Origin of the sequence: Pantoea alfalfae (genome assembly GCF_019880205.1) — a bacterium.
Taxonomy (GTDB): Bacteria; Pseudomonadota; Gammaproteobacteria; order Enterobacterales; family Enterobacteriaceae; genus Pantoea; species Pantoea alfalfae.
The window spans coordinates 1,759,221-1,773,002 of sequence record NZ_CP082292.1 but is presented as its reverse complement, the minus strand read 5'-3'; the positions used below and the strand labels follow the sequence as shown (position 1 = coordinate 1,773,002).

Annotated in this window: 17 protein-coding genes; 9 read left to right on the top strand and 8 right to left on the bottom strand. The window is 53.8% G+C overall.

Annotated features, from left to right (window positions below):
- Positions 1 to 13: 13 nt before the first annotated feature.
- The 6 genes from betA (at position 14) to K6R05_RS08220 (ending at position 4,859) form a co-directional block, all read left to right on the top strand.
- The gene (betA, locus tag K6R05_RS08245) at positions 14 to 1,696 is read left to right on the top strand and encodes a choline dehydrogenase (RefSeq protein ID WP_161733097.1); all 1,683 of its coding nucleotides are present in this window, start codon (positions 14 to 16) and stop codon (positions 1,694 to 1,696) included.
- Positions 1,697 to 2,123: 427 nt separating this feature from the next.
- On the top strand, positions 2,124 to 2,474 hold the full coding sequence (mdtJ, locus tag K6R05_RS08240) for a multidrug/spermidine efflux SMR transporter subunit MdtJ (RefSeq protein ID WP_150015024.1): 351 nt from the start codon (positions 2,124 to 2,126) through the stop codon (positions 2,472 to 2,474).
- Positions 2,461 to 2,790: a multidrug/spermidine efflux SMR transporter subunit MdtI gene (gene mdtI, locus K6R05_RS08235; RefSeq protein WP_161733099.1), complete on the top strand. Its 330-nt coding sequence runs from the start codon at positions 2,461 to 2,463 to the stop codon at positions 2,788 to 2,790. The genes mdtJ and mdtI overlap by 14 nt, the downstream gene beginning before the upstream one ends.
- 200 nt (positions 2,791 to 2,990) lie before the next feature.
- A complete protein-coding gene (locus K6R05_RS08230; RefSeq protein ID WP_222925378.1) occupies positions 2,991 to 4,133 on the top strand; it encodes an acyltransferase family protein in 1,143 nt (380 codons plus the stop codon).
- A 163-nt stretch (positions 4,134 to 4,296) separates the two neighbouring features.
- Positions 4,297 to 4,557, top strand: a complete 261-nt coding sequence (locus tag K6R05_RS08225) for a hypothetical protein (RefSeq protein WP_013358126.1) — start codon at positions 4,297 to 4,299, stop codon at positions 4,555 to 4,557.
- Between the two features lie 116 nt (positions 4,558 to 4,673).
- Entirely contained in the window at positions 4,674 to 4,859 is a 186-nt protein-coding gene (locus tag K6R05_RS08220) for a hypothetical protein (RefSeq protein WP_150015032.1), read from the top strand.
- A gap of 95 nt (positions 4,860 to 4,954) precedes the next feature.
- On the opposite strand, the gene K6R05_RS08215 is transcribed toward K6R05_RS08220, so the two are convergent.
- From K6R05_RS08215 to K6R05_RS08205, 3 genes are all read right to left on the bottom strand, one after another.
- Positions 4,955 to 5,092, bottom strand: coding sequence for a hypothetical protein (locus tag K6R05_RS08215; protein ID WP_167493426.1), 138 nt, complete (start codon positions 5,090 to 5,092; stop codon positions 4,955 to 4,957).
- A gap of 215 nt (positions 5,093 to 5,307) precedes the next feature.
- Positions 5,308 to 6,330 carry an alcohol dehydrogenase AdhP gene (gene adhP, locus K6R05_RS08210; RefSeq protein WP_161733103.1) on the bottom strand — a complete coding sequence of 341 codons (1,023 nt, stop codon included), beginning with the start codon at positions 6,328 to 6,330 and terminating at the stop codon, positions 5,308 to 5,310.
- Positions 6,331 to 6,632: 302 nt separating this feature from the next.
- Positions 6,633 to 6,917, bottom strand: coding sequence for a hypothetical protein (locus K6R05_RS08205; protein ID WP_202604893.1), 285 nt, complete (start codon positions 6,915 to 6,917; stop codon positions 6,633 to 6,635).
- A 381-nt stretch (positions 6,918 to 7,298) separates the two neighbouring features.
- On the opposite strand from K6R05_RS08205, the gene K6R05_RS08200 reads away from it, so the two are divergent.
- Positions 7,299 to 7,673 (top strand): phage baseplate assembly protein V, encoded by a 375-nt coding sequence (locus K6R05_RS08200; RefSeq protein WP_253418868.1) that lies wholly within the window; start codon positions 7,299 to 7,301, stop codon positions 7,671 to 7,673.
- Between the two features lie 478 nt (positions 7,674 to 8,151).
- Here the strand turns inward: K6R05_RS08200 and K6R05_RS08195 are convergent, their stop codons facing one another.
- Genes K6R05_RS08195 through copC form a run of 3 tightly spaced genes read right to left on the bottom strand, consistent with a single transcriptional unit; the run spans position 8,152 to position 9,785 of the window.
- Positions 8,152 to 8,499 carry a YebY family protein gene (locus tag K6R05_RS08195; protein ID WP_161733105.1) on the bottom strand — a complete coding sequence of 116 codons (348 nt, stop codon included), beginning with the start codon at positions 8,497 to 8,499 and terminating at the stop codon, positions 8,152 to 8,154.
- Between the two features lie 28 nt (positions 8,500 to 8,527).
- On the bottom strand, positions 8,528 to 9,403 hold the full coding sequence (gene copD, locus K6R05_RS08190) for a copper homeostasis membrane protein CopD (RefSeq protein WP_222925377.1): 876 nt from the start codon (positions 9,401 to 9,403) through the stop codon (positions 8,528 to 8,530).
- Between the two features lie 4 nt (positions 9,404 to 9,407).
- Positions 9,408 to 9,785, bottom strand: a complete 378-nt coding sequence (gene copC, locus K6R05_RS08185; protein WP_161733109.1) for a copper homeostasis periplasmic binding protein CopC — start codon at positions 9,783 to 9,785, stop codon at positions 9,408 to 9,410.
- Positions 9,786 to 9,935: 150 nt separating this feature from the next.
- Here copC and K6R05_RS08180 point away from each other — a divergent pair, with 150 nt between their 5' ends.
- Together K6R05_RS08180 and exoX are read left to right on the top strand one after the other, a co-directional pair.
- Entirely contained in the window at positions 9,936 to 10,169 is a 234-nt protein-coding gene (locus tag K6R05_RS08180; RefSeq protein WP_033733020.1) for a DNA polymerase III subunit theta, read from the top strand.
- The gene (exoX, locus tag K6R05_RS08175) at positions 10,169 to 10,837 is read left to right on the top strand and encodes an exodeoxyribonuclease X (RefSeq protein WP_161733186.1); all 669 of its coding nucleotides are present in this window, start codon (positions 10,169 to 10,171) and stop codon (positions 10,835 to 10,837) included. Before K6R05_RS08180 ends, exoX begins: the two co-directional genes overlap by 1 nt.
- Here the strand turns inward: exoX and K6R05_RS08170 are convergent.
- Positions 10,831 to 12,894 (bottom strand): prolyl oligopeptidase family serine peptidase, encoded by a 2,064-nt coding sequence (locus K6R05_RS08170; RefSeq protein WP_161733112.1) that lies wholly within the window; start codon positions 12,892 to 12,894, stop codon positions 10,831 to 10,833. The two genes, exoX and K6R05_RS08170, sit on opposite strands and share 7 nt — an antisense overlap.
- A 126-nt stretch (positions 12,895 to 13,020) precedes the next feature.
- Complete coding sequence (locus K6R05_RS08165) at positions 13,021 to 13,677, bottom strand: tellurite resistance TerB family protein (protein WP_161733188.1); 657 nt, start codon at positions 13,675 to 13,677, stop codon at positions 13,021 to 13,023.
- Between the last annotated feature and the right edge of the window lie 105 nt (positions 13,678 to 13,782).

The window sequence follows — 13,782 nt, the reverse complement described above, 5'->3', positions numbered from 1 at the left end:
TGAGGAACGACGAATGGAATTTGATTACATTATTATTGGAGCCGGATCCGCAGGTAATGTTCTGGCGACCCGTCTTACCGAGGAAAGCAACGTGAGCGTCCTGTTGCTCGAAGCGGGCGGCCCGGATTACCGTTTTGATTTTCGTACACAGATGCCTGCGGCCCTTGCCTTCCCGCTGCAGGGAAAACGCTATAACTGGGCCTATGAGACTGAGCCAGAGCCTTACATGAACAACCGCCGCATGGAGTGTGGTCGCGGCAAAGGCCTGGGTGGTTCATCCCTGATTAACGGCATGTGTTACATCCGCGGCAACGCGATGGATCTGGACAACTGGGCCAGCGAGCCGGGACTGGAGAACTGGAGTTATCTGGACTGCCTGCCCTACTACCGTAAAGCGGAAACCCGTGATATCGGCCCGAACGATTTCCACGGCGGCGATGGCCCGGTTTGCGTGGCAACGCCGAAAGCGGGCAACAACGTGCTGTTTGAAGCGATGATTGAGGCGGGTGTACAGGCGGGTTATCCACGCACCGACGATCTGAATGGCTACCAGCAGGAAGGTTTTGGTCCGATGGATCGTACCGTGACGCCAAAGGGTCGTCGTTCCAGCACTGCCCGTGGCTATCTCGATATGGCCAAAGGTCGCCCCAACCTGAAGATCATTACGCATGCCACCACCGATCGCATCATCTTCGACGGCAAGCGCGCGGTTGGCGTGGAGTATCTGCAGGGCGACAGCAACACCATCAATAAAGTGACGGCTCGTCGTGAAGTGCTGCTGTGCGCGGGTGCTATCGCCTCGCCACAGATCCTGCAGCGTTCTGGCGTGGGTTCGCCTGAGCTGCTGAAGCAATTCGACATTCCGCTGGTGCACGACTTGCCGGGCGTGGGTGAAAACCTGCAGGACCATCTGGAGATGTATCTGCAGTATGAGTGTAAAGAGCCGGTTTCTATCTATCCGGCCCTGAAGTGGTGGAACCAGCCGAAAATCGGTGCAGAGTGGATGTTTAACGGCACCGGTATCGGTGCCAGCAACCAGTTTGAAGCAGGCGGCTTTATCCGCAGCCGCGAAGAGTTCAGCTGGCCGAACATTCAGTATCACTTCCTGCCGGTAGCAATTAACTACAACGGTTCTAACGCTGTTGATGCCCACGGCTTCCAGTGTCACGTCGGCTCTATGCGTTCGCCAAGCCGTGGTCATGTGCGCCTGAAGTCACGCGATCCGCGTCGTCATCCGGCTATTCTGTTCAACTACATGTCACATGAGCAGGACTGGCATGAGTTCCGCGATGCTATCCGCATTACGCGTCAGATAATCAATCAGCCAGCGCTGGATAAATATCGTGGCCGTGAAATCAGTCCGGGTCTGGATTGCCAGACGGATGAGCAGCTGGACGAGTTCGTGCGCAACCACGGCGAAACCGCCTATCATCCGTGCGGCACCTGTAAGATGGGTAACGACCCGATGGCCGTCGTGGATGGCGAAGGTCGTGTACATGGGCTGGAAGGTTTACGTGTCGTTGATGCGTCGATTATGCCGCTGATTATCACCGGTAACCTGAATGCCACCACTATCATGATTGGCGAGAAGATTGCCGATAAGATTCGTGGCCGCAATCCGCTGCCACGCAGCACCGCCACTTACTATGTCGCGGGTGATGCGCCGGTTCGCACCGTGCCGCAGCGCGCTGAGTGATTCGTGACGGTGTCACGTAACAAAAACCGGGCATTCTGTTGCCCGGTTTTTTTTGCACTGTTTTACGAACTCGCGCTTCCCTACATACGTTTTAAAAAAAACTGATTTTTGAACCATCAAACCTCAACAGGAATCAAAAATAGCAGCATCTGCTGTTGATTTCATGATGTGCAGAATGGTATAAATCCGGCGTGTATTTCACCGGAGGCATTATCCGTCCACTGACGAGAAGCAACAATGTGGATGCGTTGTAAATTTTATGAGCAGAATGTTCATGTCACATCTTACCCCCACCTTCCTTTCTGGCTGGAACGTCGCCGATCAGCACTGGCGTAACGCCCTGTAGTCCCCTCACCACTTCGACACTGTTCTGAGTCTGCCCTGTGTACTGTGGCAGGTCGTCTTTTATCGTTGCTGGAGAGCACCCATGCGCGCCTGGGTTTTACTATCACTCGCTATTGTTACTGAAATTATTGGTACCCTTTTCATGAAATGGTCCAGCCTCAATGGCAGCCATTCAGGCTATCTCATGATGCTGGGCATGATCGCTTGTTCCTATATTCTGCTGAGTTTCGCCATCAAACGTATCGCCCTGGGTGTGGCTTATGCCCTATGGGAAGGGATTGGCATCATGCTGATTACGTTATTCAGCGTACAACTATTTGGCGAAGCGCTGTCAGCGCTGAAAATCTGCGGTCTGGTAACGCTGATCGTCGGGATTGTGCTGATCAAGACTGGCACCCAATCATCAGCGGAGGTTAATCATGGTCATCGCTGATTTTATTCATGCCGTCTGGCTGGCACTTGCTATCGTGCTGGAGATTGCCGCCAACATATTCCTTAAATATTCTGATGGGTTTAAGAAACCGCTGTACGGTCTGCTATCACTCTGCTGTGTGCTGCTCGCTTTCAGCGCACTCGCTCAGGCGGTCAAAGGCATCGATCTGTCGATCGCCTATGCAGTCTGGGGCGGTTTTGGGATTATTGCCACTGTCGCGGCTGGATGGGTGTTGTTTGGCCAGCGACTAAACCGCAAAGGCTGGGCCGGTCTGACTCTTCTGCTGGCTGGCATGATCCTGTTAAAGCTGGCCTGATCGCTTATCTCAATCAGTAATTCTGGTTAAGGGTGTGCGCTTGTACACTCTTACCTTTGCGTGCCTTCCAGCCCTTGTGCAGTTGATTTCTTCCTAATCTCTATGCTCGGAATCCTCTTACTTTTGTAAAGGCCCGTTTACATATCTTTTGCCTTAAGGCTTAGTGAGCGCCAAAAGCCGGGTAAAAACGAGGAAAAGTTATGTCTGCAACACGAGGTTGGTCAACGGAGCTGGAAGGGTTACGCGGCATTGCCTCTCTCTGGGTACTGGTTGGCCATATCAGCTTACTGGTTCATTGCCATATCACACTAATTTCATCACCGGGCATCGGGGTCGACCTTTTTATTCTGTTATCGGGTTATCTGATGGCGAAAAACTACGTCGAGCGCCAGCAGAAAGAGCCATGGCAGAGCGCGGAGACGATTAAGAAGTTTTGGATCCGCCGCTTCTTCCGTATCGCCCCGCTCTACTATCTGCTGTTAATCATTGCCCTGATTTATGGCCCGTGGTTTGGTGAAATGCGTGACACCATTGCGCATTTTTATTCCGGCACCGCCACGGAGTCGTCGCGTTACAACGACCAGTCGCTGGCAAATATCCTGACTCACTTCAGCTTCCTGTTCGGCATGTTGCCCGAGTATGGGTTTAACACCGTGCTACCTGACTGGAGTATTGGGCTGGAGATGCAGTTCTATCTGCTGTTCCCGTTCATCATGCTGGTCACGCTGCGCTTTGGTTATGCCGCCTCCCTGATTGGCATCATGGCGCTCTGCTGCGCCGGTCGGTACGTGCTGGCCGATTATTATGAGGCGTTTGAGATGCCTTCGATGATCCTGATTAAGCTGAACATGTTCCTGGCAGGAATGCTGCTGGCCGAAGCAATTCGCCGTAAATCGCTGCTCTATGTCGGCTATGCGCTGCTCGGCCCGGTCGTCACCGTGGCGATTGGCATGGACGCGATTAAGCTGCAGGTGATAATGGAGGCGCTGATGATCGTCGGTATGACGGCGATTCTGTGGCAATACCCGCAGGGCAGCATGATGGCTCAGCTGATTGCCCTGCCGCGGAAACTTCTGAACAACCGACTCAGCACGTGGCTGGGCGACGTCTCGTTCTCGGTCTACCTGCTGCACCTGCTGATCGTGATCCCGCTGATCGCCCTGCTGCTCACTCATACTGACTTTGAGTTTAAGAGCGACATGATGCGTTTCCTGATTGTCTGCATATCTGCCATCCCGGTGACCTATGCGCTGGCCTCTTTACTCTATAAGTATGTTGAGAAGCCCGGCATTCAGATGGGTAAGCGCGTACTGAAGCCTAAGCTGGCCAATCAGACCAGCTAAGTTTCAGTCCACTCATTTCTTAAAAGCCCCTGTCTGGGGCTTTTTTATTGCCTCTGACACCGTTGATCAGCCCTGTACAGGCAATGATTAAGCGCCCTCGCCAGCACGCCTGCTGAGGTGAACTACACTTTCCCGGTTAGCAATCTGAAGCAAAGGAGAGAACATGAGCATTCAGCATCTGCTGCTATCCAGTGACGGTGGCGCGGTGATCATTGAAGCAGAACAACTCGAAAGTGAGCTGGTTATCCCGCCCCATCTGCAGACCCTGAGCGGCGGTGAAGCTGACAGCGATACCGGCCATCGAGTGGCGGTAACAAAGCACTACTGCAAGGGACGCTATTATGCGGTTGCCCTTGATCGCCACGCGGCCAGCAATGAAATCGATGACGTAATTGACCTGCTGCATCCTGCCCCGCTTGATTAGCCTTTATCGGCCACGGTGCGTTTAAGGTCAGGTTCCGCTGAGAGTCCGGCGAAAGAACGGCCTGTTAAGGCATTATCGCCACGCGGCATTACTATTTTCAGAAGAGGAAAAGCATCATGGAAAAGAAGAAGTGGTTTGTTTCCTACGTCATTAAGCCAAAAGGTGAAAATCATGTTACGACGCATGCCTTTATTGAAGGTGATGATGTTGAGGAGGCGCTTGAGACCTTTATGTTCGAAACCAAAAAAAGCCTGTCGCTGGAAACTGAAGAACTGACGCTGCTGTCGGTAAGTCTGGTGTAACCTCTGATTAACCTCGCGATAGCGGGGTTTATCCCTTTCGAGAGGGAAAGGTTATCTATTTATATTATTTATAATTTCCCTGGTGCCGCACTCAGTTACTTAGTGGGATAAGGCCAGGCGTGATCCATGCCCGTCGATGACATCAGACCGGTCACAGCCAGATACGCCAGTATCAGGACAAACAGTACAATTGCAGCAATTTCAATGGATTTAAGTAAGTGATGCTTCGCCATAAATAACCCTCCTTCGGTTGTGTGTAATCATGCCTTCCCCTCATAAACTATAATGTTACCGGTAAAGTGCAAGCGAAAATCACACAATGAAACATAAAGCCGTGCTTATTAATGTTTGTGGGGAATACGCGTTAAGGCCTTCACGTGGCAGGACCAGGCGCTGCTGACATAAAAAAGCCCGCAATGCGCGGGCCTTAGTAACGCTCAGTTGGGTTCTAACTGGCAGGCTGACCGGTAAAGTCGATAACCATCCTGCCGCGGATTTTGCCGTGAATCATCTCATCGAAGATGGCATTGACCTCACCAATCTTCCTTTTGGTCACTTTCGGCACCACCTTGCCTTCTGCCGCAAACTGGAAAGCTTCCGCCAGATCGTTGCGCGTTCCGACCAGCGATCCCACCACCTGGATGCCATCAAGCACCAGTCGCGGGATATTCAGGCTCATTGCTTCCGGCGGCAGTCCGACTGCTACGACCCGACCTCCGGCTCTGACCGCGTCCACCGCTGAATTAAAGGCCGCTTTGGCGACGGCTGTGACCACAGCAGCATGTGCCCCACCGGTCTTCTCCTGAATAAAGCGTGCCGCATCTTCGCTGGCAGAGTTAACGACCAGATCGGCTCCCATCTCTTTCGCCAGCGCCAGCTGTCCATCACTGACATCAATCGCAATCACTTTGGCGTTGAAGACGTTTTTCGCATACTGCAGAGCGAGATTACCCAGCCCACCAAGGCCATAAATCGCCAGCCACTGTCCCGGTTTGACCTCTGATACTTTTACCGCTTTGTAGGTAGTGACACCGGCACAGGTAACGCTACTGGCGGCAAAGGGATCAAGTCCGTCGGGAACTTTGACCGAGTAGTCAGCAACGACGATACACTCTTCAGCCATGCCGCCATCGGCGGTAAAACCGGCATTGATGACGTCCCTGCAGAGCGTTTCATTACCGGAGTTACAGTATTCACAGTGTCCGCAGCCCTTGAAGAACCAGGCGACGCTGGCGCGATCGCCCGGCTTGAGCGAGGTGACATCCGGCGCGACTTCCTCAACGATACCGATCCCTTCATGACCCAGCGTTACACCGGTCTTATCACCAAAATCACCGTTCTTCACATGTAAATCGGTATGGCATACACCACAGCATTCCATCCTGAGCCGCGCTTCGCCGGTTTTGAGAGGACGTAGCGTCTTCTCAACCACTTCAACCTGGTGTTCACTATTAGCAATTGCCGCTTTCATAAACGTTCCTCCATTTGATTGGAGGTTAAGAATAAGCCAAACCGCGGTGATGACAAGATGACAGGTAAGCTTTGGGTGCTTGCTGCGGGAGTTGTTGTGGCTTTTGCGAGTGGGGTCGGTTTTTTAGGTGAAGCCGCGGGATTGTGTTTAGCGGCAACGCTTCGTCAGGCTTGAGTTTTCTGTCGGGGACAAATAAAGCGCGCTTACGGTACGATTTTAGTCAGGTAAAGATTGCCCGTTAAAAGGGGCAATAAAGCCCCTTGTCGCTTCAGATGATTTCGTACTATTTGCTCAAACGCGTCTTAAGAGTGCCAGCGGTGGATGCCACTGTCAGCGGGTGGCGGCCCCATATGCTGAGCGGCACTATCCGGCGCTGGTGGTGGTCCCATATGCTGAGAAGCATTGTTTACTGGCGAAGCAGGTCCGGCGTGCTGACTCCAGCTGGCGTCATTATGATGGTTTTCATGATGACGATGCCAGTCAGAAGATGGGCCACGATGATGACCACCATCAGCCATCACACAACCTGACGTTGCGGCACTCGCTAACGCTACAATTACACATGGGATAACTTTTTTTAAGAACATAACAGATCCTGATTGAATATCACCGGGGCAGGTTACGACTGAGTTTTTATACGTTGGGTAAACATGGTGAGGGGTTTGGGGAGGATGTTGGAAGAGGTTGATTGAGGTCAATTTTAGGTAGGATTGTGTTCCTTAAAGGCTATTCTCTGCTGTTGGGCTGCTAGTTAAGCGAGAGTGTCACCAGAAACTTACTGAACCTAAGATGAGGTTTGGTACTATTTCTTTTCTGACTTCCTCTGATGTTTAGCTATACATGAACAAACGCTAAATCCCTTTTTTCTCTGGTTGATGGGACACTCTAGCCCCATCAACTTACAAATCTTAAAGATTTGCGCCTGCTACGCAACGTGACCAGCATCGGAACCGTGTCGGCCCTCAATCTTGATAGCCCTTTATGCCGTGTTGTTACCTGAAAACACAATCAACTGGCTGAGCACCGATGCGGATAAAACCCGCTCATGGAATGCGCCGTCAGTGGGCGAACAAGTTCTTGTTCTGTGTCTGGGCGATGAAATTGATACCGGCTTTATGCTGTCAGATATTTTATCTGACAACACCCCGGCCTATGCTTTGCACTGGTCATTTCATGACGGCGCGGTGATCGAGTACGAGCCGGGAACTGGCTTACTGGCCGAAACCGGCAAACAAACGGCCACCATCAAGACGGCGTTAAAAATCCTGTTCGACCTGGCTGAAGTGGAATACAAAACGCTGCGAAAATTGCGCAGCTGGAAGTCACCCAAGGCTGCACGCTGACCGATCTTGAGCACATATGGCAGTGAGTGCAAGCGGCCGTGTTCAAGCGTGAGCATAACGTTGATGCGGATAATTATGTATTACATCCACTTCGCGCCCGCTCATCCTGAGGATGCAATTCGCTGGCGTTCCTGGCGAAGAAAAATGGCGACAAAGTGGCGGGTAAAATTCCAGCAGAATAGAAATTCAGGTAACAGAATGGGTTTTAACTGGTTGATTTAGATATTAAATTTTTTAAATTCCAGCCAAAAAAAGACCGAATACGATTCCTATATTCGGTCCAGGGAAATGGCTCTCAGGGAGCCGTGCGCTAAAAGTTGGCATTTATGAAGGCGATGTCGCCTTGCAATTTAAGGTTAGAACAGCGCGGTGGAAATGCCAGCAAACGCGGGGATCAGGGCCATAAAGTGGATCAGTTTGTGATCGCAACGGCAAAAAATCGGAGATTGGGCGCAGCGCGAGGCTGCACCCGAGAGGTTTATTTACCGCACAGCGCCTGGGTGCGCTCAATAATCGGCTGCAGGCTCATCATCTGGCCCGGATGCGCTTTGTCTTCGGCCTGAATCACGCTGATCGGCTGCGCTTTCACCTGCTTGTTTTTGAACAGCTGGTCGGCGATGTCGTTCAGCGGATATTGCATCAGTGTGCTCGGGTTGATGGCAAACATTGCTCCATCTTTCTCGCAGGTCAGCATCACCTCTTCACGGTTAAACGGCCACTTCTCTTTACCGATCTCAAAGCGGCTGACGGTAATGATTTGTGTCGCCAGCGCCTGGCCGCATACGGATAACAACAGGATTGCGGGGATCACTTTCTTCAGCAACATAACTACCCTTTTCTCTCTTAAACCACATTCAGGCTGGCGACAGCGAGGCAAATACGCTCACCAGCCCAACCACTCCACACGCCAGCAGCAGTTCAAGCTGCGTCATGCGAATAAATTTTTGCTGCGTGCCGCTGCCCGCCAGGCGGAAACGCGGCACCAGCCAGTACCGGTTAATCAGCGCCACCAGCACCATCAGGGCAACCAGCAGCATTTTGCACAGCAACAATATAATGTAGCGTGAATCGTGCCACATCAGTGGCCAGCCTGAGATCATCACGCTGTTTATCACGCCGCTCAGCAGCGTTAACGCCACCGCCAGATGACCGTAGCGCGAAAACCGCATCATGGTACGAATCGCGTCGGTGCGGCGATCAATCTGGCGCGCCTCGCGCATCAACAGCAGCAAGGGCAATAATCCCCCCACCCAAAACGCCGCCGCAATCAGATGCATTGCCTGGCTGATCTGCTGAAGCAGACCGGGCACTCCATCGCGCATTGCGGCGTGACCAATCAGGGCCATGCAGGACAGTTGCAGCACGCCTGCCAGCAGTAACACCTGCTGGCGCAGCTTTCCGGTCAGTAATAGCGCGAAAATGCCCATGACGCCGAAAATGATTTCCCACTGCCACACCGCACCAAAATGTGTGCCGAGCACCGCCAGCCAGATGTCGGTATCGGCCAGATTGGTACTGTCGCCGCTCATCAGCACATTCTGACAGGCCAGCATCAATAGCGCACTCAGCAGCGCCAGCCAGGCGCTCCCCTTCACCAGCGGGTTTAACCGTAACGCCAGCAGGAGTCGATAGCGTCTGGGTGCCAGCAGCGCGCTGTAACAGGCGCTGCCGGTCAGCAGCATCACGGCAGCGAAATGCAGTCCGCGCAGCAGGATCCAGAAGGTGTTCACCGGGTTACTTCACGCTGAAGCGATAGCTTCCTGCAGTTTTATGTCCATCCACTGACAGCACATGCCAGTTAACCTGATAACTCCCCGCTTTCAGCGGCTGAGGAAGACCGACAATCAGGCGATTTTTCTGGTCAGACTCAACGCGGGCTTTGGCGGTCGCGACCGGCTTCTGTTCACTGTCCAGCAACGTAACGCCGCTGAAGGCCGCTTCAATATCTTCACTGAAGTTCAGCGTCAGCGCATCGGGGGATGTCGTCACCTGCGCTTTGGCTGACGGGATAGAAGTCTGGAGATGCGCATGCGCGGCGGCCAGCGAGCTGAATGCCATCAGTCCTGCTGTCGCCAGCGCAATAACCATGCGGGAAATGGGTTTTTTCTGCATAATATCATCCTTTTAACCGCCGCCAGGGCGAAAAACGTGGCAAAAGGATACGCTGCTGCATTTGCACTGTCGAGGCCAGCGATGCGATCCTTATCCTTGATTCAGACCGCCGAAAACATTACTTTTGCCGGCTATCGTCAGGAGAATATTATGAGCCATAACCTTGCCGTGCTGTCCCAGGAAGAGAAAGACAAGATCAATGTCGATTTGGCGGCAGCGGGCGTGGCGTTCAAAGAGCGCTATAACATGCCGGTCGTCGCCGAAATGGTGGCGCAGGAGCAGCCCGAAGCGCTGCGTGACTGGTTTCGTCAGCGTCTGATGCAATACCGCCAGGCGTCACTCAGCCTGTCGCGCCTTCCTTATGAACCGAAGATGAAGCAATGATGTTTCGCGTTATCGATACCGAAACCTGCGGTCTGCAGGGCGGCGTGGTGGAAGTCGCGTCCGTGGATGTGGTCAACGGTCAGATTGTGAATCCGATGAGCGATCTCACCCTGCCCGACCGCCCTATCAGCCGTCAGGCGATGGCGGTGCATCGCATCACCGAAGCGATGGTCGCCGGTAAACCGACGATTGAAGAGGCGATCCCGCGCTATTACGGCAGTGCTTTCTACGTGGCGCATAACGCCAGCTTTGATCGCCGGATGCTGCCGGAGATGTACGGTGAATGGATCTGCACCATGCAGCTGGCGCGCCAGCTCTGGCCGGGCATTAAATATGGCAACCAGGCACTGCGTCATTCGCTGAAGCTGGATGTGACGCCGCCTGCTGACCTGCATGCCCACCGCGCACTCTATGACTGCTATGTCACAGCGGCGCTGCTGATTCGCATTATGGAGGTCTCCGGCTGGGGGGCCTCCGAGATGATTGTGCGTTCACAACCAGCGGCCCAGCGCGACGATATTCTGCCGTTCGGCAAATACCGCGGCCAGGCGATTGCAGTGATTGCGAGAAAGGATCCGAGCTACCTGAAGTGGGTGCTGAATAATGTTAGCGATCTGCGCCCGCCATTACGGCAGGCGCTGAATAAGTACCTGTCGGAGTCTCAGTAGTCCTGAGCTGGCGGCAGGGTACCCTGTGCCAGTCCGAGCAGGAAGGTGTACTCCATCGCGATGCCCTCGTAGGCTTTGTAACGCCCCGACTTCCCGCCGTGACCGGAATCCATATCGGTGCAGAGCAGCAGTAGGTTGTTATCGGTTTTCATCGCTCTCAGCTTCGCCACCCACTTGGCCGGTTCCCAGTACTGCACCTGTGAGTCATGCAGGCCGGTCGTGACCAGCAGGTGGGGATACGTTTTCGCCTCAATGTTGTCATAGGGGCTGTACTGGCGGATGTAGTAGTAATATTCCGGATCGTTGGGGTTACCCCACTCGTCATATTCACCCGTGGTCAGCGGAATTGACTCATCCAGCATGGTGGTGACCACATCCACAAACGGCACCTGCGCCACGACGCCGTGGAACCGCTGAGGCGCCAGATTAATCACGCCACCCATCAGCAGGCCGCCTGCACTGCCCCCCATCGCATAGAGCCGTTCCGGGTGGCCGATGCCGCGCGCCACCAGCGCATCCGTGACATCAATAAAGTCGGTAAAGCTGTTCATTTTGTTCAGCAGGCGACCGCCGTCATACCATTGCTGCCCCAGCTCACCGCCGCCGCGCACCTGTATCAGCGCATAGACAAAGCCGCGATCCAGCAGGCTCAGACGGCTGACGCTAAAATCGGCATCCATGCTGCTGCCGTAGGCACCATAGCCATAGACCAGCATCGGGTTCTGACCGGGCTGATAATGTTTGCGGTGATAGACCAGCGACACCGGCACTTCAGTGCCATCGCTGACTTTAATCCAGTGGTGCTCACTTTTGTAATCTTCCGCGTTGAAGCCTTTAACCTGGCTCTGCTTCAGGATGCGGCGTTCGCCGGTATCCATGTCCAGTTCAAACAGCGTGGTCGGCGTGGTCATCGACGAATAGCCGTAGCGCAGTTTGCTGGTACGCGGCGTCGGATTATAGGCCAGCCAGGTCACATAGGTGGGATCGTCAAAGGCGATGCCGCTGGTTTCGCCGCTGGCCCAGTTAATCTGACGCAGGCTGGTTAAACCGCGCTGGCGCTCCTCAACCACCAGCCAGTCGCGGAATAGCTGGAAATCCTCCATCACCACCTGTTCCCGCGCCGGGATGAGTGTTTCCCAGCGTGACTCATCCAGATAACGACTGCGGTAGAGACCGAAGTTTTTGCCTTCGCGGTTTGAGCGAATGAAGAACTGATGATCGTAATGGTCGATGCTGTATTCATGGTCGCGACGGCGCGGCAGAAAGACATGTGGCTGCGCATCGGGGAAGTTCGCATCGATAAGCTGAATTTCACTGGTGTTGGTGCTGTAGAGCGCAATCATGATGAACTGCTTAGAGGTGCTCTTGTGCACGCTGAGATGGTAAGTGTCATCCTGCTCTTCGTAGACGAGCTTGTCCTCCGACTGCGGCATCCCCAGTTCATGTCGCCACACCTGATAAGAGAGCAGCGTCTGCGGATGTTTCCGCACATAGTAGATCGTGCGCGAGTCGTTGCCCCAGGCGAAGCTGGATGAGGCGTTACTCAGCACTTCAGGATACCAGCTGCCACTCTCCAGGTTGCGGAACCGGATGCCGTACTGGCGTCGCGACAGGAAATCTTCGGCCAGCGCCATCACCCGGTTATCGGGGCTGATGTGCAGCGCGCCCATCGTGTAAAAATCGCTGTGCGAGGCGCGCTGGTTAGCATCCAGCAGCAGGCTCCACTCGCCAGACTCCTCGCTTGCTGCCGGTTGACGGTAATAAGCCGGATATTCGTTACCACTCTGATAGCGGCTCTGATAGCGATAACCGTTTTTCACATAGGGCACAGAGTGATCTTCCGGCGGCAGTCGATCGATAATCTCTTTTAAAACCCGGTCCTGCAGCGGCTGCTGCGATGACATGATTTTTTTGCCGTAATTGTTTTCGGCACGCAGGTAATCAAGAACCTCGCTGTTTTCGCGTTTGTCGTCGCGCAGCCAGTAGTAGTCGTCAACGCGCGTCTCACCATGCAGCGTCATCTCATGGGGAATTTTTTTTGCGATGGGTGCTTTCATCCATCCGTCTCCGTGAACGTAATGATCTGTAAGCGTAACACTTCAGCCGTGGGAAGCCAGGTATGACGAGAGAAGCTGCCGCTGACGAATCACGTTCTGTGACCTGCCAGCGGACGTTTGAAAGGATTAACCGGCGGGCAGACGGGCTTTTTCAGCCTCCAGATCCTGCTGGATGCCGTCACGCACATCCTGAGGAATTTTCAGCGCGTCGCCCAGCGCGGAGAGATAGCTGCGTTCCATAAAGTGATCGACGTCAATAGCGGCACAGCTCAGGAAGTAAAGCTCCAGCGCCTCTTCCTCATTTTTCACATCGGCGGCCAGCCACTGCGGATCCAGCGGGCGGTTCATCGCTTTCTGAATCAGCTGCTCTGCATCCTGGCCGTAACCGGACTGATGAATATTCTGCTCAATAGCTGCCCGCTCCTGATCGTCGATGTGTCCGTCACTTTTAGCGGCAAACACCAGCGCCGTGACCAGACGTTCAGCGCGCTGATCGACTGGCGTCTGGGCCACGCCAAAGTCAGGTTCATTCTGGTGCGCTTCGCTGACCCGCTGCTTGTATTTGTTCCACAGCAACGCTCCTGCGGTCGCACCACCACCAATAATCAGCGCTTTACCGCCATATTTTGTCAGCAGTTTGCGTGAAGACTTACTGGAGACAAGCATTGCGGCCAGACCGCCCAGCGCACCCGGCGCCAGCATGTCACTTAAGCCGCTGCCCGATTTGCTTTCACCGCCCTTCTTAGTCAGTACCGACTGAATCTGTTGCAACCAGTTGTTCATCATCCACTCCTTTTTGAGATGTCAGCCCGCTATCCTGACCAAAAGGATGTCAGGAAACGTCAGAGCGGGAAAAGTACGGCAAACGGCGGTGTCGTATGTACGAAA